Below are 22,180 nucleotides of genomic sequence, written 5' to 3'. Positions count from 1 at the left end.
CCCCCCGGTCTTCTTCTGTCTTCTTCTGGCCGGAAATATCCCGGGGGTGTGGGGGCAGCGCCCCCACGGCTCTGAGCCTACTCGACGATCTCCGCCGTCTCGAGCACAGCGTGCAGCAGCACCTCGGCCCCGGCGGTAGCCCAGTCCTTCGAGATGTCCTCTGCCTCGTTATGCGACAGCCCGCCGACGCAGGGGCACATCACCATAGTTGCCGGCGCCACCTTGGCGGCCCAACAGGCATCGTGGCCAGCCCCTGAGATCAGGTTCATGTGCGAATGGCCCAGCTTCTCGGCCGACTTGCGAACATTCTCGACCAGCTCCGGCGCGAAGGTGACCGGGTCGAAATGCCCGACCGGCTCGACCGAACAGCCAACCCCGATCTCCTCGCAGATCGCCGCGGCGCGTTTCTCGACCTCGGCTCGCATGCGGTCGAGCTTATCCTGATCCGGAGACCGAACATCGACGGTAAAGGTCACGGTGCCCGGCAGCACGTTGCGCGAGTTGGGCGAGAACTGCAGCTGGCCGACGCCGCCCACGGCGCCGGGCTGGGCGGCCATCGCGACCTCCTGCACCATCTCGAAGATCCGTGCCATGGCAAGGCCGGCATTGACCCGCATCTCCATCGGCGTGGAGCCGGTATGCGCCTCGCGTCCCGTCAAGGTGAACTCGAGCCACCACAGGCCCTGGCAATGGGTGACGACGCCGATATCCTTGCCCTCGGCCTCAAGGATCGGGCCCTGCTCGATATGCAGCTCGTAATAGGCGTGCATCTTGCGCGCACCGGTGTCCTCGTCGCCCTTCCAGCCGATGCGCACCAGTTCCTCGCCGTAGCTCTTGCCCTCGAGATCCGTGCGCCCGTAGGCGTAATCCTGGCTGTGCACCCCCGCGAAGACGCCCGAGGCAAGCATGGCGGGGGCAAAGCGCGCGCCCTCCTCGTTGGCCCAGTTCACCACCACGATCGGGTGCTTGGTCTGGATGCCCAGATCGTTCATCGAGCGCACAGCCTCGAGCGCGCCCAGCACGCCCAGCACTCCATCATACTTGCCGCCGGTGGGCTGGGTGTCGAGGTGGCTGCCCACGTAGACCGGCAGCGCGTCGGGATCGGTGCCCTCGCGGGTCATGAACATGGTGCCCATCTGGTCGACCCCCATGCTCAGTCCGGCCTCGTCGCACCAGGACTTGAAGAGGGCGCGGCCCTCGGCGTCTTCGTCGGTGAGGGTCTGGCGGTTGTTGCCGCCCGCGACGCCCGGGCCGATCTTGGCCATCTCCATCAGGCTGTCCCACAACCGGTCTCCGTTGATCCGGAGGTTTTCTCCCGGTGCCGCCATTCTTCCACTCCCTCTGCCGCTGGTTCTTTGCGCGTTCCGTGTCCGGGGCGCTGTTGTTTTTTACCATTTGGTAAAGGCACGATTGCAACCGCCCCGGAACGAGTCAAGAATTGTGTTCCGGGACCCTCCCGGATTATTGGCATGTCGCGGGCGTCTTTGCCCGAAAAATGAGCGGAGAGACGCATGCATGGCCGGTGAGCCCGCGAAGAAACCGAGTCGCATCCAGATACGCAACCGTCGTCGCATCATGGATGCCGCGCTCGAGGTGTTTTCGCAGCACGGCTATCGCGGCGCCACGCTGGACCAGATTGCCGACGAAGCGGGCATGTCGAAGCCCAACCTGATCTACTATTTCGACGGCAAGGCCGCGATCCACGTGGCGCTTCTGAATGCGCTGATGGAAGAGTGGCTGGCGCCGCTGGCCGAGATGGACGAGGGCGGCGACCCGCTCGACGAAATCCTCACATATGTCCGGCGCAAGATGGACATGAGCCGGAGGTATCCGCGCGAAAGCAAGCTCTTTGCCAACGAGATCATCCAGGGCGCGCCGCGTATGGGGCCGCATCTGGAGACCGGGCTGAAGCCGCTCTTCGACGAGAAATGCGCGCTGATCCGGGGCTGGATCGAGGAAGGGCGTCTGGCACCGACAGATCCCCAGCAACTGATCTTCTCGATCTGGGCAATCACCCAGCATTACGCAGATTTCGAAGCGCAGGTGCGGGTTCTGATACCGAATGAAGGCGCCGGTTGGGACGCGGCTCATGCGCATGTGGAAACGTTGTTCCGCAAATTACTCACGTCGCCGGAAACGCCTAGTTAACCAGAATCACGGGAGGGTGGAGCATGCAGTATATGTCCATCCGCCCACCGCCAAAACAACAAGACGCGCCTGCGCCGCACAACCCGGCGTGGCAGGCGCAGCTGTTCTCCGCCAAGGCCGTCGGACGCGGCGGCATCGTCCGGCGAAAGAAGCGGGACGTGCACCGGGAAGTCGGTTACGACGCGCTGTTGGCAGAGGTGAAATCCCGCGGCTTTCACCTCATCGAATGTGGCAATCAGTACGTGATCATCTGCAACGCCGGGCAGATGCGTGTGCATTGCTGAATGCCGACGGTCTGAAGAAAATTCGCACGAATTTTCTTCAGACAAGATTTTTCGTACGAAAAATCTTACTCGGCAGCGGTCGCCGACATCGGGTTGTTCGGATGCGTCGTCCAGTCCGCCGGAACCGCCTCGACCACCTTCCCGGTCCGTGGATCCACTGCCCCGGGCGCCATCTGCTCCATCGTGATACAGTCTTCCACGGGGCAAACATTGACGCACAGGTTGCACGCCACGCATTCGTCGTCCTTCACGGTAAAGACCCGATCCTCCGACATGTCGATCGCCTGGTGCGAGGTATCCTCGCAAGCCGCGTAGCAACGCCCACAAGAGATACACAGTTCCTGGTCGATCTTCGCCTTGCTGACGTAGTTCAGGTTCAGATGCTGCCAGTCCGACACGTTCGGCACGGCGCGCCCCACCAGATCCGACAGCGAGATCTCCTTCTCGTCGAGATACTGCGACAGTCCCGAGATCATCTCCTGCACGATCTTGAAGCCGTAGGTCATCGCCGCCGTGCACACCTGCACGTTGCCAGCGCCGAGCGCCATGAACTCAGCCGCGTCCTTCCACGTGGTCACCCCGCCGATGCCCGAGATCGGCAGACCGCGCATTTCCGGTGAACGAGCGATCTCGGAGACCATGTTCAGCGCGATCGGCTTCACCGCCGGGCCGCAATAGCCCCCATGCGCGCCCTTGCCGTCGATGGTCGGCTCAGGGGCGAACAGGTCGAGATCCACCGAGGTGATCGAATTGATCGTGTTGATCAGCGACACCGCATCGGCCCCGCCCGCATGTGCCGCCATGGCGGGTTTGCGAATGTCAGTGATGTTGGGTGTCAGCTTCACGATGCAAGGCATGCGCGTGTACTGTTTCACCCAGCGGGTCACCATCTCGATATACTCGGGCACCTGCCCCACGGCCGAGCCCATGCCGCGCTCGGACATGCCGTGCGGGCAGCCGAAGTTCAGCTCGACCCCGTCCGCGCCGGTCTCCTCGACCAGCGGCAGGATCGCCTTCCACGCCTCCTCGGTGCATGGGACCATGATGGAGGCGATGAGCGCGCGGTCGGGATAGTCCCGCTTCACCGATTTCATCTCACGCAGGTTCACCTCGAGCGGGCGGTCGGTGATGAGCTCGATGTTGTTCAACCCCAGCAGACGCCGGTCGGCGCCCCAGATCGCGCCGTAACGCGGGCCGTTCACGTTGACCACCGGCGGCCCCTGCTCGCCCAGCGTCTTCCACACGACGCCGCCCCAACCGGCCTCGAAGGCGCGGCGGACGTTGTATTCCTTGTCCGTCGGCGGCGCCGAGGCGAGCCAGAACGGGTTCGGAGATTTGATACCGATGAAGTTGCTCGTCAGATCAGCCATTGTTCTCGTCCTCCCTCAGCCCATCAGGCTCATGTGGATGTCCTCGGCGGCGTCGCGGCCCTCGGCCACGGCGGTCACCGTCAGATCGTCGCCCCCGCTGGCACAGTCGCCCCCGGCCCAGACACCGTCGAGCGACGTCCGCCCGGTTCCGTCCACGGCGATCTTGCGCCCGTCGAGCTCCGGAAGCCCCTCGCCGGTCAGCGTCTGGCCGATGGCGCGGAAAACCTGATCCGCCGGCAGTCGGAAGCGCTCGCCGGTCGGCGCCAGCGCATCGTCGGTGAACTCGAACTCGATCTCACGCACCGCGCCGTTGCCATGCACCGCGACCGGCGAGGCGTTGCAGATGATCCGCACGCCCTTCGACTGCGCCAGCTCCTGCTCGTAGACCGAGGCCGCCATGCGCTCCTGCGAGCGACGGTAGACGATGGTGACGTTGAGCGCGCCCAGAAGCTTGGACTGCACCGCCGCGTCGACCGCGGTCATGCCGCCGCCGATCACCACTACGTCGCGCCCAACGGGCAGCGCCGAAAGATCCGAGGCCTGCCGCAGGTCGGCAATGAACGACACCGCGTCGGCCACGCCCTCACGGTCGTCGCCCCCGACGCCCAGAGCGTTCACGCCGCCAAGCCCGAGCCCGAGGAACACCGCGTCATACTCGGTCTTCAGCGCCTCGAGTGTCACGTCGCGCCCCAGCGCCACGCCGCTTTGCAGCTCGATGCCGCCGATCTGCATCAGCCACGCAACCTCGCGCGCGGCAAAATCCTCGGTGCTCTTGTAGGCGGCGATGCCGTATTCGTTGAGACCGCCCGGTTTCGGCCGCGCGTCCATCAGCACCACGTCATGGCCCATCATCGCCAGCCGGTGCGCACAGGCCAGACCTGCGGGCCCCGCCCCCACGACCGCGACGCGCTTGCCCGTCGCGGCGTCGCGCTCGAACGGATGCACGTTCTGCGCCATCAGCGTGTCTGTGGCGTAGCGCTGCAAGCGGCCGATCTCGACCGGCTTGCCCTCGGCCACCTCGCGCACGCAGACCTCTTCGCAAAGCGTCTCCGTCGGGCAGACCCGGGCGCACATGCCGCCGAGGATGTTCTGCGACAGGATCGTCCGGGCCGCCGCCTCGGGCGTGCCGGTGGCGATCTGCCGGATGAAGAGCGGGATGTCGATCTCGGTGGGACAGGCCGTCTGACAGGGCGCGTCATGACAGAAATAGCAGCGGTCCGCCGCCACAAGGGCCTCGTGATCGTCAAGCGCCGGATGGAGGTCGCCAAACCCCGCCTCGATCGCTGCCTTGTCCATCCGTCCCGGCTTAATGCCGGGAACCAGTGCCTTTGGGTCCATGGGTCGCCTCCCGCTGCCTTATGTTTGACAGAAGCGTTCCACAGGTCGATTTTTTTATCAATCGGTAAAATATCTACAGGCCGACCGACCCAAGCCCCACGCACAAATATGAGGCATCTCCCCCGGGCTGGGTCTGCGAAACGAAAAAGGCCGCCCCAAAGGAGCGGCCTTTCCCAAATCGGAAGCGCTGAACCGGATCAGTTCTGCGCGTAGAATTCGATGACGAGGTTCGGTTCCATCTGGACCGGGTACGGCACGTCGGCAAGGCCGGGGGTGCGCACGAAGGACGCGGTCATCTTGGAGTGGTCGACCTCGAGGTAGTCGGGCACGTCGCGCTCGGGCAGCTGGGCGGCTTCGAGAACCACTGCGAGCTGCTTGGACTTCTCGCGGACCTCGATCACGTCACCCTCTTTCACGCGGTAGGAGGGGATGTTGACGCGCTTGCCGTTCACCAGCACGTGGCCGTGGTTCACGAACTGACGGGCGGCGAAGACGGTCGGCACGAACTTGGCGCGGTAGACGACGGCATCGAGACGGCGCTCGAGCAGGCCGATGAGGTGCTCACCGGTGTCGCCCTTGAGACGCTCGGCCTCACCGAAGATGCGACGGAACTGCTTTTCGGTCAGGTCGCCGTAGTAGCCCTTGAGCTTCTGCTTGGCGCGGAGCTGCAGACCGAAGTCGGACAGCTTGCCCTTGCGGCGCTGACCGTGCTGGCCGGGGCCGTATTCGCGGCGGTTGACCGGGGACTTTGCGCGGCCCCAGATGTTCTCGCCCATGCGGCGGTCGATTTTGTACTTGGCAGACGTGCGTTTGGTCACGGCTGATCTCCTTCGTTCAGGTTTCGAAGGGCGTTGTCCTCTCTCCGGATCTGGCCGAAGCGACAGGGCATCCCCTTGCGGGGGCCACCAACACCAATGAAGCGGCGCTTATATGCGCCCCTGCGCCCGAGTCAACACCCCACGGAGGAGAAAGCACCGCCCCCCTGCCCCGCCGGGCATTTACCTGCAATTAAACGGCCTGCGCCAGACTTCCCGGGCCGCAGGGCACACACAGCAGAGGGGAACCGGTGCATGAGGGGGCCACCGCCGAAACAGGGTCAGAACGCGCTCGAACTGGCGCTGGCCAAACGCGACAGCACCATCCTGCGCACCGTGCGCGAGGCGATCCGCCACCGCCAGGTGATGCTGGCCTTCCAGCCCGTGGTGCAGGCCCGCCGGCAGGAGGCCACCGCCTTTCACGAGGGTCTCATCCGGGTGCTCGATGAGACCGGTCGCGTTGTCCCCGCCCGCGAATTCATCGAAACCGTGGAGGAAAGCGAGGATGGCCGCATTCTCGACTGCATCGCGCTCGAGCAGGGCCTGCGCGAACTCGAGCGCGAGCCGGGCCTGCGGCTCGCCATCAACATGTCGGCCCGGTCCATCGGCTATGGCGACTGGCTCGACACCCTGACCCGCGGCCTGCGTGCCGGCCCCACCGTGGCCGAGCGGCTGATTCTCGAGATCACCGAAGCCTCCGCCATGATGGTGCCCGAACTGGTGATCAGCTTCATGGACGACCTGCAGGCCCGCGGGGTCACCTTCGCGATGGACGACTTCGGCGCCGGCTACACCGCCCTGCGGCACTTCAAGCAGTTCAGCTTCGACATCCTCAAGATCGACGGATTGTTCATCCGCGGCATCGCCCAGGATCCCGACAATCAGGTCATGACCACGGCCATCATCGAGATCGCGCGCCAATTCGACATGTTCACCGTCGCCGAATCGGTCGAACGCGCCGAGGACGCGCGGCTGCTCACCGGCATCGGGATCGACTGCCTGCAGGGCTATTTCTTCGGCGCGCCCACCGTCTCTCCCGCCTGGCGCGCGCCGCCGTCGAAGCACGCCCACGGCTGAGCCGGAACCGCGCCGGGGCGCAAGCCGCCCCAATTGCCCGATATTTCCGCGACCATTTGCGCTACCACACGTGGATTTCCGCAGACTCCCCCTGTCCCATGCCGCAGCGGCACGCTATCAACAAGGCGCAAGATCAATGAGGGGGGTCTTGCCGGATGGCACGGCCTCCCGCCTTACGCTCTGCTTGGAGGAGTCATCCATGACCAATGTCGTCATCGCATCCGCGGCCCGTACCGCCGTCGGCAGCTTCGGCGGTTCGTTCGCCAACACGCCCGCGCACGATCTCGGCGCTGCCGTGCTCGAAGCGCTGGTTGCCCGCGCCGGTATCGAGAAGGGGGAGGTCTCGGAGACCATCCTCGGCCAGGTGCTGACCGCGGCTCAGGGCCAGAACCCCGCCCGTCAGGCGCATATCAATGCCGGCCTCCCGCAGGAAAGCGCCGCCTGGAGCATCAACCAGGTCTGCGGCTCGGGCCTGCGCACCGTGGCTCTGGCGGCCCAGCACATCATGCTCGGCGATGCCGACATCGTCTGTGCCGGCGGCCAGGAAAACATGTCGATGAGCCCCCACGCCCAGAACCTGCGCGTGGCCCACAAGATGGGCGATGTGAAATACATCGACACCATGATCAAGGACGGCCTGTGGGACGCGTTCAACGGCTACCACATGGGCCAGACCGCCGAGAACGTCGCCGAGAAGTGGCAGATCAGCCGCGAGCAGCAGGACGAGTTCGCGCTGGCGTCGCAGAACAAGGCCGAAGCCGCGCAGACCGCCGGCAAGTTCGATGACGAGGTGATCCCCTTCACCATCAAGACCCGCAAGGGCGAGACCGTGGTCGACAAGGACGAGTACATCCGTCACGGCGCGGTCATCGAGAACATGCAGAAGCTGCGCCCGGCCTTCACCAAGGACGGCTCGGTCACCGCGGGCAACGCCTCGGGCATCAATGACGGCGCCGCCGGCGTGCTGCTGATGTCGGCCGAGAATGCCGAGAAGCGTGGCATCAAGCCGCTCGCGCGCATCGCCTCCTATGCCACCGCCGGTCTCGACCCGTCGATCATGGGCGTCGGCCCGATCTACGCATCGCGCAAGGCGCTGGAGAAGGCCGGTTGGAGCCCCTCCGATCTCGACCTGGTGGAAGCCAACGAAGCCTTCGCCGCGCAGGCCTGCGCCGTGAACAAGGATATGGGCTGGGATCCGTCGATCGTGAACGTGAACGGCGGCGCCATCGCCATCGGCCACCCGATCGGCGCCTCCGGTGCCCGCATCCTCAACACCCTGCTGTTCGAAATGCAGCGTCGCGACGCCAAGAAGGGCCTCGCCACGCTCTGCATCGGCGGCGGCATGGGTGTCGCGCTCTGCGTCGAGCGCGACTGATGGACCTGGACGGGGGGCGTTCTGCCCCCCGGACACCTCGCGCATGACAGCACTTCCCAAAGACCCCGCGCAGATCGTCTTTTCCGGAGGTGGCCTGCGCTGCTTCTGGCAGGGCGGCTTCCTGACCACCCTGTGCCAGCACCGCACGCTTGCGCCCAAGCGCCTGACCGGTGTCAGCGGCGGCGCGCTTGCCGGTGCGGCCTTCCTGACCGGCAACGAACGCCGCCTGCTCGACGAGATGTGCGCCGCGTTCGAAAAGCAGGACAGCAATCTCGACCTGTTCCAGCCCGACGAGAACGGCATCACCCCGCATCAGGAGCTCTATTGCGAGGTCGTCGGCCGGGTCATGGATGACGAGGCCGCCCGCAAGATTGCCGAGGGGCCGCGGTTCCAGATCCTCATCGCGCACCCGCCCGACACCGGCGTGCCCACGCTCACCGGCACCGCCATGGCGATGGCCTACGAGGCCGAGCTGCACACGGTGAACTCGCCGCATTTCAGCTGGGCCGAGAAGCTCGGGCTGACCTCGCACCTGGTCGATGCCAACCAGGCCGCCCGCGAGGGCAAGCTGGTCGAACTGATCAGCGCCGCGGCGGTGATCCCGCCAGTCTTCGAGCCGCCGCTCTGGAACGACCGCCGCGTCGTCGACGGTGGCATGGCCAGCCAGGCGCCGCTCCCCGAGCCCGACGAGGGCGTCACGATGGTGTTGCTGACCCGCGACTACAAGCGCCTGCCCGAGGTCGAGGGTCGGCACTACATCGCGCCCGCGCAGGAAACCGCCGCCGACAAGATAGATTTCACGGACCCGCAGAAATTGCGTGATACCTGGGCCCAGGGAGAACGGGACGCGCAGCGCCTGCTCGACCAAGGTTGAAGTTTTGACGCAACATTGTTGCGTATTGCGATTTACGTGAGTAACGATGTTTCCAAATAAATTAGCCAGGATCGGAGGATAAAGATGGCGAAAGTTGCACTGGTCACGGGGGGGAGCCGCGGTATCGGAGAGGCAATCTCCAAGGCGCTCAAGGCCGAAGGATACGAGGTCGCTGCGACCTATGCCGGCAATGACGAGAAGGCCGCGAAGTTCACCGAAGAGACCGGGATCAAGACCTACAAGTGGAACGTGGCCGATTACGAGGCCTCCAAGGAAGGTCTCGCCAAGGTCGAGGCCGATCTCGGGCCGATCGACGTGGTGGTCGCCAATGCCGGCATCACCCGCGATGCGCCGTTCCACAAGATGACACCGGATCAGTGGAAAGAGGTGATCGACACCAACCTGACCGGCGTGTTCAACACCGTGCACCCGATCTGGCCCGGCATGCGCGAGCGCAAGTTCGGCCGCGTCATCGTGATCTCGTCGATCAACGGCCAGAAGGGCCAGTTCGCCCAGGTGAACTATGCCGCGACCAAGGCCGGTGACCTCGGCATCATCAAGTCGCTGGCCCAGGAAGGCGCCCGCGCCGGCATCACCGCCAACGCGATCTGCCCCGGCTACATCGCCACCGAAATGGTGATGGCGGTGCCCGAGAAGGTGCGCGACTCGATCATCGCCCAGATCCCCACCGGCCGCCTCGGCGAGCCGGAAGAGATCGCGCGCTGCGTGGTGTTCCTCGCCTCCGACGACGCGGGCTTCATCAACGGCTCGACGATCTCGGCCAATGGCGGCCAGTTCTTCGTCTGAGCCAGTCCTCGATGCGATCACGAAAGCCCCGGCGGCCCGCGCCGGGGCTTTTTCGTTGTCCTCCGCGCAGACCGTGCGGACTTGCACAGAAACGGCGCGCCGCCGCCGAGGTGTCACCGGCGTCGCGCGCCCTATATTTGCGCTCACACGGACCAGAGGAGACCCGCCATGCTCAGCCAGATCCAAGGCCTTCACCACGTCACGTCGCTGGCCAGCGGCGCGCAGCGGAACAACGCCTTCTTCACCCGGACGCTGGGTCTCCGGCGGGTCAAGAAAACGGTGAACTTCGACCGGCCCGATGTGTATCACCTGTACTACGGCGACGAGATCGGCACGCCCGGAACGGTGATGACCTACTTCCCCTTCCCCAACGCCACCCGCCGGACGCCCGGCAGCGGCGAGGTCTCGACCACCGCCTTCTCGGTGCCGAAGGGCAGCCTGCCGTTCTGGGAAGAGCGCCTCACGGGCCGCACGCCGAGCTTGCGAGAAGGCCGCTTCGGCGAGGCACGGCTCCGCTTCGACGGGCCGGATCGCGATGACCTGACGCTGGTGGAGACCGAGGACGACCGCACGCCGTGGACCGAAAGCGGCATCGACGCCGACACCGCCATCCGAGGTTTCCACTCGGTCGAACTGGCGCTGCCCGACATCGCGCCCACCTCCGAACTGCTGCGCTTCATGGGCTATGAAGAGGCCGGGACCGATGGCGCGGTGACCCGTTTCTCCATGCCGAACGGAAATGGCGCCAACTTCGTCGATCTGCTGCAGAGCGATGCTCCGGAGGCCGGTCAGGGCGCCGGCAGCGTGCATCACGTCGCCTTCGCCGTCGCCGACCGCGCGGCGCAGAAAGAGGTGCAGCAGGCGCTCGAAGGCGAGGGCTTCCAGGTGACCGAGCAGATCGACCGCGACTACTTCTGGGCGATCTACTTCCGCAGCCCCGGCGGGGTGCTTTTCGAGGTCGCGACCGGCGAGCCCGGCTTCGACCGCGACGAAGAGCGCGGCGCGCTTGGCGAGGCGCTGAAGCTGCCCGACCAGCACGCGCACCTGCGCGAGCGGCTGGAAGCCACGCTCGAGCCGATCAGCGACTGAGGCTTGGGCGATCAAACACCGAGCCGGGGCGATCAAACAAAGTGACGGCGCGGGCGTTTCCCTCCGCGCCGTCACCAGCGTTTTACATTTGGATGTTTAATTTGTGTCAGCTCTGATTCGAGCTGTTGTTACCTCGGTTTTCCGGGAGTTTTCCCGCATTTCGAGGCCGGCCCGGCCGCCCGAAGACCACCAGACCGGGGCACTGCAAAGTTCAGGCGATCAATGCGGCTGGGTGCTCAGCTTGTTGATCTGTTCCTTGAGGCGGAGTTTCTGCTTCTTCAGTTCGGCGACGTGCAGGTCGTCAACGCCCGGACTGCGTTGCATTTCTTCAACAGCGGTCGAGAGGTGGTGGTGCTTTTTCTTCAGTTCCTGCAGATGCGAACTCAAGCTCATAGTGTCCTCCTTTGCTGGGTACGAGCCTTCAGTGCAGCACATTCGGCGATTCAAGTCACGCTGCAGATGCGAACGTCCTCAACATTGCCTTACCATGCGTCAACACCGACCGGTCACGGCGGGAAATTGAGCGCCTCGCCTCCCCGCAGCACCGTACGAATGACATCGGTATAGTCCTCGCCATCTTCAATATGGGCCGGTCCCGAATGCAGGATCAGCGGCGCGTGAAGGCGGAATGCTGCCCGCCCGCCCTTGCGACCGCGGGCGAGAATCAGCCGAGGCGCCCTGCCCTCGCGTGGTGCCAGCGGCCAGAGTTCGAGCGAGCCGAGCCCTTCGCCCATTGCCGCCAGAAGCTCGGGCAGGCGCTCGGCGCGCTGGATGAAGGTCGCGGTGCCCTTCACACGCAGGCGTTTCGCCGCGAGCCGCACCCAGTCAGCGAGCGGCGCCGGCCCGGCCAACGCCATCTCGCGCCCGACATCGGAGGCGATGCTGCGGCTTTCGATCTCGAAATAAGGCGGGTTGGCGAGGACGTGATCGACCGTGAGCGCCTTCAAGGCAAAGGGCGGTGCTCCGATATCCCCCTCGATGACCTCGCCCGTCAGCGCATTTTCCGCGAGGTTGCGCCGCGCCAGCGCCGCGTAAGCGGGCTGGATCTCGAGCCCGGTGAGGCGCAGCCCCGCCACCCGCGCGCCAAGACAGCACAACGCCGGCCCGGCCCCGCAGCCCAGCTCCAGAACGCTCTGACCGGGCTTTGCAGGCACGGTTGCGGCCAAGAGCACCGGGTCGATGCCCGCCCGGTAGCCCTCACGCGGCTGCCAGAGCCGCACCCGCCCGCCGAGGAAATCGCTGCGCTGCAACGCCTCCTCGGCGAAGGGCTCAGTCCTCAAAGCGCACCCCGTTCATGCGCAGGATGCGGCGGGCATCGTCGATCTGATCGGCCCGGACCATCAGCCGCCGCGGCAGAATGCCCAAGCTGCCCTCGAGCACGCTCATGTTTACGTCCAGCTCGAAGCTGTCTATACCCTCCCCGTCGAGAAGGGTTTTGACCAGCGGGATCAGCGTGATGTCGTTTGTGCGCAGAAGCTCTTCCATGCCGGGGATGTAAGGACAGGGGCGCCTCCTTGTCGAGGCCGATACCGAGGGTTTGATGGGTTTGGATACGCCGATGCAGAAGCCGCATGACCGGCTCGCCACGCTGCTTTCCGGGGACATGGACGGGGTCAACGCCCTGATCCGCGAGCGCATGGCGTCGAAGCACGCACCTCGGATCCCCGAGGTCACCGCGCATCTCGTCGAGGCCGGCGGCAAGCGCCTGCGGCCGCTGCTGACCCTCGCCTCGGCGCGGCTCTGCGGCTACGAGGGTCCGTTCCACGTGCATCTCGCCGCGACGGTCGAGTTCATCCACACCGCCACGCTGCTGCATGACGACGTGGTCGACGAGAGCAAGCAGCGCCGGGGCCGCCCCACTGCCAACCTGCTCTGGGACAACAAGTCGAGCGTTCTTGTGGGCGACTACCTCTTTGCCCGCGCCTTCCAGCTGATGGTCGAGCCGGGCAATCTGAGAGTGCTCAACATCCTCAGCAACGCAGCCGCCACCATCGCCGAGGGCGAGGTGCTGCAGCTCACCGCGGCGCAGGATCTGCGCACCAACGAGGACATCTACCTTCAGGTGGTGCGCGGCAAGACCGCGGCGCTGTTCTCGGCGGCAACCGAGGTCGGTGGCGTGATCGCCGGCGTCGAGGAAGAGCAGGTTCAGGCGCTGTTCGATTACGGCGATGCGCTGGGGATCGCCTTCCAGATCGTCGACGACCTGCTCGACTACCAGGGCGACAGCTCGGCCACTGGGAAGAATGTCGGCGACGATTTCCGCGAGCGCAAGCTGACCCTGCCGGTGATCAAGGCCATCGCCGCCGCCGATGACGAGGAGCGCGCCTTCTGGAAGCGCACCATCGAGAAGGGCGACCAGCAGGATGGCGATCTAGAGCACGCGCTGGCCCTGCTCAACAAGCACGGCGCGCTGGACGCCACCCGCGCCGATGCACAGGCCTGGACCGACAAGGCCAAGGCCTCGATGGCGAAGCTGCCGCAGTCCGAGCTGCGTGACCTGCTGGTCGAGCTCGCCGATTTCGTGGTGTCGCGGGTCTACTGACCCCGCGGCGCCGCCAGCGCGGAACAATCGCCCAGCACAGCGCTCGCCACCCACCAACCCGGCTCTGCCGCTGCGATGGCCTCGGCCGCGGCTGCCGCCTCCGTCTCGGACAGGAACAGCCCGAAACAGGTCGCCCCCGATCCCGACATGCGGGCCAGCTTGCAGCCCGGCTGCGCCCCGATCCGGGCCAGCACGTCGAGGATCGCCGGCTGCACCGCGCAGGCCGGCGCCTGAAGATCGTTGCGCATCTCCGACAGGACGGCGATCAGGTCCGCAGTGTCGCGCATATCCGGTAGGGTCTCGGGCATCGGCGTGTTATCGCGGCGCTCAAGCGCCCGGAACACCGCCGGGGTCGAGACCTGCAGGCGTGGATTGACCAGCACGGCGGCGACCGGCGGCAATGCCAGCGGCGTCAGCGCTTCGCCGATCCCTTCCGCCCTCAGCGGCCGGGCGTAAAGACACATCGGCACATCGGCCCCCAGCGCGAGGATTTCTTCGCCATGCGCTGCAAGCAGCGCCTCGGCGGAGGCATCGCCTCCGCCCCGCGCCGACACGCCGCGCAAAGCCGCCGCGGCATCGGCAGAGCCGCCGCCAATGCCCGACGCCGCCGGAAGCGCCTTGTGCAAATGCAGATCTGCATCGCTGACCAGCAGCGCCGCCGCCTTCATCACGAGGTTGCTGCCATCCTCGGGAACGCCCTCGGCTTCCGGGCCATCGACCCGCAGCGACAGGCCATCGCCTTCGGAAATCGTTAGGAGGTCGCCAACCGGCGCGAAGCTCACCAGCGAATCCAGCAGGTGGTAGCCATCCTCGCGGCGGCCGGTCACGTGCAGGGTCAGGTTGATCTTCGCCGGCGCAAAGACCTCACTCGCCATTGGCCATCTTGAGCGGCGGCTGGCCTTCCTCTTCGAGCACCTCGTCGAGCCCGACCTCCAGCTTCTGGCGGATGCGTTCGGGATCGACCTCGTCCGAGGCATCGTCCCAGTCGATGAAGCTCAGGGCCCGCTTCCACTGGAACTCGGCTTCGAGCTTGCGCCCCACCGCCCAGTAGACATCGCCCAGGTGGTCGTTGACCACCGGATCGACCGCCATCAGCTCGGCGGCACGTTCCATGTGCACCACCGCCTCCTCGTAGCGGCCGAGCTTGTAGAGCGCCCAGCCGAGACTGTCGATGATGTAGCCGCTCTGCGGCTGCGCGGCGACCGCCTGCTCGATCATTGAGAGCGCCTCGTCGAGCTTTTCATGCTGCTCGACCAGCGAGTAGCCGAGATAGTTGAGCACCTGCGGCTGGCCCGGGTTGAGCTCGAGCGCCTTGCGGAAATCGGCCTCGGCCTCGCCCCAGTTCTTCAGCCGCTCGTTGCTGATGCCCCGGGCGTAATGCAGGAACCACAGCGAGGGGTTTTCGTCGTCGAAGGTGGCGAGCGCGGCGTCATAGGCATCGACCGCCTCGTCGTAGCGCTCGAGCTGGCGCATCATGTCTCCCAGCGCCGACTGCACCGCCGCCTGACCGCCATGGGTGCCAGCAAGCTGTTCCAGCACCTCGACCGCCGCATCGACCTTGCCGCTCGAGCGCAGCGCCTCGGCGCGGCCCAGCTCGGCGGCATGGTAGGAGGAGTCGTCGCGCGGCACCTGCTTGTAGGCGGCGACGGCAAGGTCGAACTGATCGAGCGACTCGAGCAGGGATGCGGTCATCAGGATGGCGCCGGAATGATCCGGTCGCAGGTACTGCGCGATGCGGGCATAGAGCAGGGTGAAATCGTCTTCGGCTTCGTTGGCCAGCGCGCCCCCGAGGGTGTAGAACACCTCGGCGATGCCGTCCTTGGGCGAGTTCACGTAGGTGAAGGGCAGACGCTCGCCCTCGACCAGCCGCTGCCGCATCTCGGCAAGGCCGGGGTCCATCGGCGGCGGGAAGCCCTCGTCGATCATCGCCACCGCCTCGTCCTGACGGTCGAGCTGGCTGAGGATCTCGGAGCGCGCCATCACCGCGCGACGGGTATATTGCATGCTCCCGGCGCGGTTTTCGGCAAAGATCGCCTCCGCGCCTTCGAAGTCCCCGACCGAGGCCAGCGCCATGGCCTTGTGATAGAAGGCGAAGGGGGCGAGGCCGCGCTCTTCCGACACCGCATCGAACGCCTCGAGCGCGCCGCTCATCTCGCCCTCGCCGAGAACCGACCACGCCTTGACCAGCCCGTCGACCAGCGGGCCGATGGCGGTCTGGTCCTCGATCCGCTCGAGGAGCGCCTGGTAGTCCTCGCTCTGGGCAAGTTCAGCGATTTGCGCCATGTGCCCGATCTGGCTCTGGAAGCCCTGCTCGGACAGGCGATCGGCCAGCGCCACCGCCTTCTCGACATCGCCGAGCGACAGGTTGGCGAGCGTGGCGCGTTCGAGCAATGAGGGATTGCCCGGATCGAAGGCCACCGCGCGGCCGTAATACTCGGCCGCGGCTTTGAAATCGCCGTTGAAGCTGGCCTGACGCGCGGCGAGGTAGTCGCCCGCAAGGCTTTCGGCGGTCACCGGTGCGGCCACGCCCACAGCCATCGTCAGCGCGAGCGCCGTGTTGCGAAGAAGCCCGAGAGCCTTGCCTGCCATGCCAATGCCTCCTTTATCGGTCCGGCAAGACTATCCCCGCCTGCCCTGCCACGCAATGCGCAGCCGGTTCACGGGCGCGTCACCTGCCGGCATGTCCTTGCCGATGCACACCGCGCGGCATTTCGGGGTTGCAGCCCACCCACGGATCGCTTTATTTGATACGTTATAACATACGCAACCTAACCCAAAGGATCTCCGATGTCCGCGCAAGACCCCCGCCTCCCCGTCACCGTGCTGTCCGGCTTTCTGGGTGCCGGGAAGACGACGCTGCTCAATCAGGTGCTCAACAACCGCGAGGGCCGCCGGGTCGCGGTGATCGTCAACGACATGTCCGAGGTGAACATCGACGCCGATCTCGTGCGCGACGGTGGCGCCGACCTGAGCCAGACCGAAGAGACGCTGGTCGAGATGTCGAACGGCTGCATCTGTTGCACCCTGCGTGACGACCTGCTGCAGGAGGTACGCCGGCTCGCCGCCGAGAACCGCTTCGACTACCTGCTGATCGAGAGCACCGGCATCTCCGAGCCGCTGCCCGTCGCCGCCACCTTCGAGTTCCGCGACGAGCTGGGGCAAAGCCTGTCGGATGTGGCGCGGCTCGACACCATGGTCACAGTCGTCGACACGGTGAACCTGCTGCAGAACTACGCCAGCCACGATTTTCTGAAGGATCGCGAAGAAAGCCTCGGCGACGCGGACGAGCGCACGCTCGTCGATCTGCTTGTGGACCAGATCGAGTTCGCCGACGTCGTGGTGCTCAACAAGGTCGGCGCCGCGGGAAAGGACCGCACCGATGCGGCGCGGCTGATCGTGACGGCGCTGAACCCGGATGCGCAGATCATCGAGACCGATTTCGGGCAGGTGCCACAGGACCGCATCTTCGACACCGGCCTCTTCGACTTTGCCACCGCCCACGAGCACCCGCTCTGGGCCAAGGAGCTGTACGGCTTTGCCGATCACGTGCCGGAGACCGAGGAGTACGGCGTCTCATCCTTCGTCTACCGCGCCCGGCGGCCGTTCCACCCGCAACGCATCAACGACGTGCTGAACGGGCCGCTGCCCGGCGTGATCCGGGCCAAGGGGCATTTCTGGGTCGCCACCCGGCCCGACTGGCTGGCCGAGTTCTCGCTGGCCGGCGCTCTGAGCAGCATCCGCCCGATGGGCATGTGGTGGGCCACCGTGCCCGAGGCCCGGCGCCCGGATCACCCGCAGGCGCAGGCTTATCTGGCGCAGCATTGGCAGGAGCCGTGGGGCGACCGGCGCCAGGAGCTGGTCTTCATCGGCGCGGGCATGGATCGCGCCGCGATCACCGAGACGCTCGACGCCGCGCTCCTGAAGGCCGACACCGGCTTCACGCCCGAGCTCTGGACCACGCTCGAGGATCCGTTCCCCGGCTGGCGCCGCGCGACCGAGGCGGCCTGATGGGGCGCCTCGGCGCCCATAACGGCCAGAGCGCCCTGCCCCGCCGCAGGCAGAGCGGCGACCCGATGCAGAGCTTCGACCGCCTGCCGCCAGCGCTCCGGCGCTGGCTGGCACAGGCGGCGCTGCCATGGTCGCCGCGCTCGGCGCAGCGGGCCTGGCAGCGCAGCCTGGCGCTCTGTGGCGGCGACCTCGACGCGGCGCTTGCACGGATGACAGAGATCGAACACCGGCAACTCGCCCGGGACACGCTTGGCCCGGCGTCCGGCGGCGGCCAACCGCCCACAATCCCTCGCAGTTGCGTGATATAAGACCTTTCCAACGTTTTCAGACCTTCCGAAGACAGGGTGTTTCCCGCTATTGCGAGGGCCATGGACATCGTTGTTGTCACGACCGTCATCGCGTCGCTGTTTCTTGTCATTGGTCTGGCCGAGCCGCTCGCGGCGCGATTGCGGCTGCCCTACAGCGTGATCCTCGCCGTGCTGGGCATCCTGATCGCTGCCGGCGCGATCTTCTTCCTGCGCACCACGCTTACCGACGCGCTCAACCCGGTGGCCGAGGCCATTCTCGGCCTGCCGATCCGCGCCAACGTGTTCCTCTACGTCTTTCTGCCGACGCTGCTGTTTCAGGCGACGCTCGGGCTCAACATCCGCCGGATGCTCGACGACTGGGTGCCGATCCTGCTGCTCGCGGTGGGGGCCGTGGTCGTCGCCACGCTCAGCGTCGGCTACGCACTGTCGTGGTTCTCGACCCTGCCACTGGCCGCCTGCCTGCTGATCGGCGCCATCGTCTCGACCACCGACCCCTCGGCGGTGATCTCGATCTTCCGCTCGCTCTCGGCACCGCGACGGCTGGCGCGCATCATCGAGGGCGAGAGCCTGCTCAACGACGCCGCCGCCATCGCGCTGTTCGGCTTCTTTCTCGGCTTCGTCATGCTCGGCCTGCCGGACCCGACGCTCGAAGACGCGCTGAGCCAGTTCCCGCTGCTGATCGTCGGCGGCGCGCTGAGCGGCTGGCTCCTTGCCCGCATCGCGGTGCGGCTGATGGGGCTTTTCGGACGCTACGAGCTGGCGCAACAGTCGATCTCGGTCGCCCTGCCCTACCTCGCCTACATCACCGCCGAGCAGAGCATCGGCGCCTCGGGCGTGATCGCGGTGGTGGCTGCGGGCCTCACGCTCAACATCGTCGGCCCCGGCCGGCTGCCGCCCGAGGCATGGACCAACCTGCGCGAGGTCTGGGACCTGCTGGCGCACTGGGCGGGGGCGCTGATCTTCATCCTCGCCGCCCTGCTGATCCCGCGGATGCTCGAGGAGTTCCGCCTCTCCGATGCCGGGCTGGTGCTCGTGGTCGTGCTTGCTGCCATCGCCGCCCGCGCCTTCATCCTGTTCCTCGTGCTGCCGATCATGGGCCGGCTGCGCCTGTCGCCACCGGTCGAGCGCCCCTACCGCAGCGCGATCCTCTGGGGCGGGCTGCGCGGCGCCGTCACGCTGGCGCTGGCGCTGGCGGTGACCGAGAACTTCCGCGTGCCGGTCGAGATCAAGCGCCAGGTCGGTATCCTCGCCACAGGCTTCACGCTCTTCACGCTGCTGGTGCAGGGCACCACGCTGCGCTGGGTGATCGGCAAGCTCGGGCTGGACCAGCTGTCGCCGCTGGACCAGGCCCTGTCAAAGCAGGTGGTCGCGGTGTCGCTGCAGACCGTGCGCGAGGATGTCTCGCGCACCACCGCGAATTACGATCTCGATCAGCGCATCATCCGCAGCGAAGCCAAGCGCTTCGGTGACCGGCTCGAAGAGGCGGTCAAACAGGCCGAGGAAGACACCGAGATCCTCGACAAGGACCGCGTGACGCTGGGCCTGATTGCGCTGGCCGGGGCCGAGCGCGACACCATCATCGAGCGGGTGCGCGATCACTCGATCTCCTCGCGACTGTCGGAGATCCTGCTGTCGGATGCCGACCGGCTGATCGAGGCCACCCGCACCGGCGGGCGCAGCGGCTATCGCCGCGCCGCGCGTCGCGTCGTGGCCTATGGCAAGGCCTTCCGGCTGGCGGCGCTGCTCCATAACCGCGCCGGCGTCTCGGGCCCGCTGTCGCGGCTCACCGCCGACCGGTTCGAGCTGCTGCTGTCACAGAAGCTGATCCTGCGCGATCTCGACGGCTTCATCCATGGCCGTATCCGCCGCATCCATGGACGCCGGGTCTCGGAACTGCTGACCGAGCTGCTGAGCCGCCGCGTCGAGACCGTCAACACCGCGCTCGAGGGGCTGCGGCTGCAATATCCCGGCTATGCCGAGACGCTCGAGCGCCACTTCATCCGCCGCACCCAGCTGCGGCTGGAAGAGCGCGAGTACAACACCATGTGGGCCGACGGGCTGATCGGCGAGGAACTTCACACCTCGCTGATGCAGGACATTGCCGACCGCCGCGCCGCCAGCGAAAAGCGCCCGCGCCTCGACGTTGCGCTGCAACGCTCCGAACTGGTGCGGCAATTCCCGCTGTTCTCCGATCTCGACGATCCCTCGGTCAAGCAGCTCGCCCGCGCGCTTTCTGCCCAATACGTCAACCCCGGCGAGGTGATCCTGCGCCCCGACAGCACCGCCCGCAGCGTGTATTTCATCGCCACCGGCGCGGTCGAGCTCGAGCGCGGCGGCCAGACCTGGCGACTTGGCCGGGGCGAGATGTTCGGCCAGCTCGCGATCCTGACCGAGAAGCCACGCCGCTTCGAATCGCGCGCCATCGTGCCGAGCACCCTGCTGGTGCTCGACGAGGCGCGGTTCCGGCGCTTGCTGAAGCGCAGCGAGACCCTGCGCGAGGCGGTCCGCGCCAGCGCCGAGAAGCGCGGCGTCGATCCGGACACGATCATTCCGGCCGCCGAACCGAAGCCCCGAAAGAAAAAGACCCCGGCCTGAGCGGGCCGGGGTCCTGATCCGCGATACCGGCGGGGCGTGCCGGCCAGAGCTCAGAGCGTATCGAGCTTGCGCGCCAGCTTGGCGTCGAGCGAGGACAGCCCGTCCACATCATGGGTCGAGAGCGTCACCTCGACGGTCTTGTAGACATTGCTCCATTCCGGGTGGTGGTCCCACTTCTCGGCCCAGAGCGCGGCGCGGGTCATCCACGAGAACGCCTCGGTGAAGTCCGCGAACTCGAAGGTCTTGTGGATCGCGTCGCGCCCCTCGACCATTTTCCAGCCGCTTTCGAACAGCGGGGCAAGCACGGTGTCGCGGGCGGTGTCGGAGAGTTTCTCGGTCATTCCTGTTCTTCCCTGATTTCCTTTCGGAACGGGCCATAGGCGGTCAGGATCTCGATATCCTGTCCGATGGCCCGCCGCTCCTCTTCGAGATAGCGCGCCACCGCGTCGGCGAAACCCCGGTCCGCGATCCAGTGCAGGGAGTGGGTCTCGGTCGGCAGGTATCCGCGGGCCAGCTTGTGCTCGCCCTGCGCCCCGGCCTCGACCCTCTCCAGCCCGTGCCGGATGGCGAAGTCGATGGCCTGATAGTAGCACGCCTCGAAGTGCAGACAGGGATGATCCTCGACGCAGCCCCAATAGCGCCCGTAGAGCGCATCGCGCCCGATGAAGTTCAGCGCGCCCGCCACGTCGCGCCCTTCGCGCGAGGCGACCACCATGGCGATGTCGTCGCGCAGGGTCTCGTGGGCGATCTCGAAGAAGGCGCGGGTCAGGTAGGGCGTGCCCCATTTGCGCGCCCCGGTGTCCTGGTAGAAATGCCAGAAGCTGTCCCAGTGCTCGGCCTCGATCTCGTCGCCCGAGAGCATCCGGATCTCGCCGCCGAAGTCGTGCGCCGTGCGACGTTCTTTGCGGATGTTCTTGCGCTTGCGCGAGCTGAGGCTGGCGAGGAAGGCGTCGAAATCGGCGTAGCCGTGGTTCTCCCAGTGAAACTGCTGCGTCACCCGGCGCAGAAGCCCCATGCGCTCGCCGGCGATGGCCTCCGCCTCGGTGCAGAAGGTGGCGTGCAGCGAACTGAGTTCGTTCTGCGCCGCGAACTGGACCGCCCCCTGCACCAGCGCCGAGATGCCGGTCGCCTCGTGCCCGGGCCTGGTGAGGAAGCGCCGCCCGGTGACCGGGGTGAAGGGCACCGCGATCTGCAGCTTGGGATAATAGTCGCCCCCCGCGCTCTCGTAGGCGTGGGCCCAGTTGTGATCGAAGATGTACTCGCCCTGGCTGTGGCCCTTGGCATAAAGCGGCGCCACGGCGATGATTTCGCCGTCGAGCTCGGCACTGAGATAGCGCGGCTCCCAGCCGGTGCCGCGCCCGACCGAGCCCGAGGCCTCGAGCGCGTGCAGGAAGCGATGGGTGGTGAACGGGTCATTGGGCCGGCCGCCATCGACGGCTTCGGGACAGGCGCAGGCATCCCAGTCGCCCGGCGCGATCTGGTCCAGCGATGTGAGGATGTTGACGGCGATGGTGCCGTCGGGGCTTTGATCGGTCATGCGTGTATTCCCT

General features: G+C 66.4%; 22 protein-coding genes. 11 read left to right on the top strand and 11 right to left on the bottom strand.

The genetic code is table 11. The annotated features are described in order from the left end of the window. Positions 1–77: 77 nt before the first annotated feature. Positions 78–1,328, bottom strand: a complete 1,251-nt coding sequence (locus JF542_RS11755) for a Zn-dependent hydrolase (RefSeq protein ID WP_207075979.1) — start codon at positions 1,326–1,328, stop codon at positions 78–80. 187 nt (positions 1,329–1,515) lie between these two features. Here JF542_RS11755 and JF542_RS11750 point away from each other — a divergent pair, with 187 nt between their 5' ends. Both JF542_RS11750 and JF542_RS11745 read left to right on the top strand, forming a co-directional pair. Beyond that, positions 1,516–2,148, top strand: coding sequence for a TetR family transcriptional regulator C-terminal domain-containing protein (locus tag JF542_RS11750; RefSeq protein ID WP_207075978.1), 633 nt, complete (start codon positions 1,516–1,518; stop codon positions 2,146–2,148). Between the two features lie 23 nt (positions 2,149–2,171). After that, complete coding sequence (locus tag JF542_RS11745) at positions 2,172–2,432, top strand: hypothetical protein (RefSeq protein WP_242533718.1); 261 nt, start codon at positions 2,172–2,174, stop codon at positions 2,430–2,432. 65 nt (positions 2,433–2,497) lie between these two features. Here JF542_RS11745 and preA read toward each other — a convergent pair whose 3' ends face one another. The 3 genes from preA to rpsD all read right to left on the bottom strand — a co-directional run bounded on the left by preA (position 2,498) and on the right by rpsD (position 5,958). Continuing rightward, positions 2,498–3,802 (bottom strand): NAD-dependent dihydropyrimidine dehydrogenase subunit PreA, encoded by a 1,305-nt coding sequence (gene preA, locus JF542_RS11740; protein ID WP_007794022.1) that lies wholly within the window; start codon positions 3,800–3,802, stop codon positions 2,498–2,500. Positions 3,803–3,817: 15 nt separating this feature from the next. Beyond that, on the bottom strand, positions 3,818–5,140 hold the full coding sequence (locus JF542_RS11735; RefSeq protein WP_207075977.1) for an NAD(P)-dependent oxidoreductase: 1,323 nt from the start codon (positions 5,138–5,140) through the stop codon (positions 3,818–3,820). A gap of 197 nt (positions 5,141–5,337) precedes the next feature. Continuing rightward, entirely contained in the window at positions 5,338–5,958 is a 621-nt protein-coding gene (gene rpsD, locus JF542_RS11730; RefSeq protein ID WP_007794027.1) for a 30S ribosomal protein S4, read from the bottom strand. 252 nt (positions 5,959–6,210) lie between these two features. On the opposite strand from rpsD, the gene JF542_RS11725 reads away from it, so the two are divergent. From JF542_RS11725 to JF542_RS11705, 5 genes are all read left to right on the top strand, one after another. Then, positions 6,211–7,032: an EAL domain-containing protein gene (locus JF542_RS11725; RefSeq protein WP_007794029.1), complete on the top strand. Its 822-nt coding sequence runs from the start codon at positions 6,211–6,213 to the stop codon at positions 7,030–7,032. Positions 7,033–7,231: 199 nt separating this feature from the next. Continuing rightward, on the top strand, positions 7,232–8,407 hold the full coding sequence (locus JF542_RS11720) for an acetyl-CoA C-acetyltransferase (protein ID WP_007794032.1): 1,176 nt from the start codon (positions 7,232–7,234) through the stop codon (positions 8,405–8,407). Positions 8,408–8,450: 43 nt separating this feature from the next. Then, a complete protein-coding gene (locus JF542_RS11715) occupies positions 8,451–9,281 on the top strand; it encodes a patatin-like phospholipase family protein (protein ID WP_207075976.1) in 831 nt (276 codons plus the stop codon). Between the two features lie 84 nt (positions 9,282–9,365). Then, positions 9,366–10,088, top strand: a complete 723-nt coding sequence (phbB, locus tag JF542_RS11710; RefSeq protein WP_007794037.1) for an acetoacetyl-CoA reductase — start codon at positions 9,366–9,368, stop codon at positions 10,086–10,088. 168 nt (positions 10,089–10,256) lie between these two features. Next, positions 10,257–11,177, top strand: coding sequence for a VOC family protein (locus JF542_RS11705; RefSeq protein ID WP_207075975.1), 921 nt, complete (start codon positions 10,257–10,259; stop codon positions 11,175–11,177). A 219-nt stretch (positions 11,178–11,396) separates the two neighbouring features. Here the strand turns inward: JF542_RS11705 and JF542_RS11700 are convergent, their stop codons facing one another. From JF542_RS11700 to JF542_RS11690, 3 genes are all read right to left on the bottom strand, one after another. After that, positions 11,397–11,570, bottom strand: a complete 174-nt coding sequence (locus JF542_RS11700; protein ID WP_007794044.1) for a YdcH family protein — start codon at positions 11,568–11,570, stop codon at positions 11,397–11,399. Between the two features lie 113 nt (positions 11,571–11,683). Beyond that, complete coding sequence (locus JF542_RS11695; protein ID WP_040544348.1) at positions 11,684–12,457, bottom strand: tRNA1(Val) (adenine(37)-N6)-methyltransferase; 774 nt, start codon at positions 12,455–12,457, stop codon at positions 11,684–11,686. Continuing rightward, on the bottom strand, positions 12,447–12,662 hold the full coding sequence (locus tag JF542_RS11690) for a putative signal transducing protein (protein ID WP_007794050.1): 216 nt from the start codon (positions 12,660–12,662) through the stop codon (positions 12,447–12,449). The genes JF542_RS11695 and JF542_RS11690 overlap by 11 nt, the downstream gene beginning before the upstream one ends. A 55-nt stretch (positions 12,663–12,717) precedes the next feature. Between JF542_RS11690 and JF542_RS11685 the strand changes: the two genes are divergently transcribed. Next, positions 12,718–13,719: a polyprenyl synthetase family protein gene (locus tag JF542_RS11685; RefSeq protein WP_207075974.1), complete on the top strand. Its 1,002-nt coding sequence runs from the start codon at positions 12,718–12,720 to the stop codon at positions 13,717–13,719. On the opposite strand, the gene JF542_RS11680 is transcribed toward JF542_RS11685, so the two are convergent. Then, the gene (locus JF542_RS11680; protein WP_207075973.1) at positions 13,713–14,594 is read right to left on the bottom strand and encodes a 4-(cytidine 5'-diphospho)-2-C-methyl-D-erythritol kinase; all 882 of its coding nucleotides are present in this window, start codon (positions 14,592–14,594) and stop codon (positions 13,713–13,715) included. The genes JF542_RS11685 and JF542_RS11680 overlap by 7 nt on opposite strands. Beyond that, a complete protein-coding gene (locus JF542_RS11675; protein ID WP_207075972.1) occupies positions 14,584–16,308 on the bottom strand; it encodes a tetratricopeptide repeat protein in 1,725 nt (574 codons plus the stop codon). Before JF542_RS11675 ends, JF542_RS11680 begins: the two co-directional genes overlap by 11 nt. Positions 16,309–16,506: 198 nt before the next feature. Between JF542_RS11675 and zigA the strand changes: the two genes are divergently transcribed. From zigA to JF542_RS11660, 3 genes are all read left to right on the top strand, one after another. Next, positions 16,507–17,727, top strand: coding sequence for a zinc metallochaperone GTPase ZigA (gene zigA, locus JF542_RS11670; protein WP_007794061.1), 1,221 nt, complete (start codon positions 16,507–16,509; stop codon positions 17,725–17,727). A gap of 65 nt (positions 17,728–17,792) precedes the next feature. Next, positions 17,793–18,035 carry a DUF6525 family protein gene (locus tag JF542_RS11665; protein WP_242533717.1) on the top strand — a complete coding sequence of 81 codons (243 nt, stop codon included), beginning with the start codon at positions 17,793–17,795 and terminating at the stop codon, positions 18,033–18,035. Positions 18,036–18,095: 60 nt separating this feature from the next. Continuing rightward, positions 18,096–20,630 (top strand): cation:proton antiporter, encoded by a 2,535-nt coding sequence (locus tag JF542_RS11660; protein ID WP_007794068.1) that lies wholly within the window; start codon positions 18,096–18,098, stop codon positions 20,628–20,630. Between the two features lie 50 nt (positions 20,631–20,680). Here the strand turns inward: JF542_RS11660 and JF542_RS11655 are convergent, their stop codons facing one another. After that, positions 20,681–20,971: a 4a-hydroxytetrahydrobiopterin dehydratase gene (locus tag JF542_RS11655; protein ID WP_207075970.1), complete on the bottom strand. Its 291-nt coding sequence runs from the start codon at positions 20,969–20,971 to the stop codon at positions 20,681–20,683. After that, a complete protein-coding gene (locus JF542_RS11650) occupies positions 20,968–22,167 on the bottom strand; it encodes a GNAT family N-acetyltransferase (RefSeq protein ID WP_207075969.1) in 1,200 nt (399 codons plus the stop codon). Before JF542_RS11650 ends, JF542_RS11655 begins: the two co-directional genes overlap by 4 nt. Positions 22,168–22,180 lie beyond the last annotated feature (13 nt).

It is taken from the genome of Salipiger bermudensis, from assembly GCF_017309175.1.
GTDB classification, from domain to species: Bacteria; Pseudomonadota; Alphaproteobacteria; order Rhodobacterales; family Rhodobacteraceae; genus Salipiger; species Salipiger bermudensis.
This window is presented reverse-complemented; position numbering and strand designations above follow the sequence as displayed.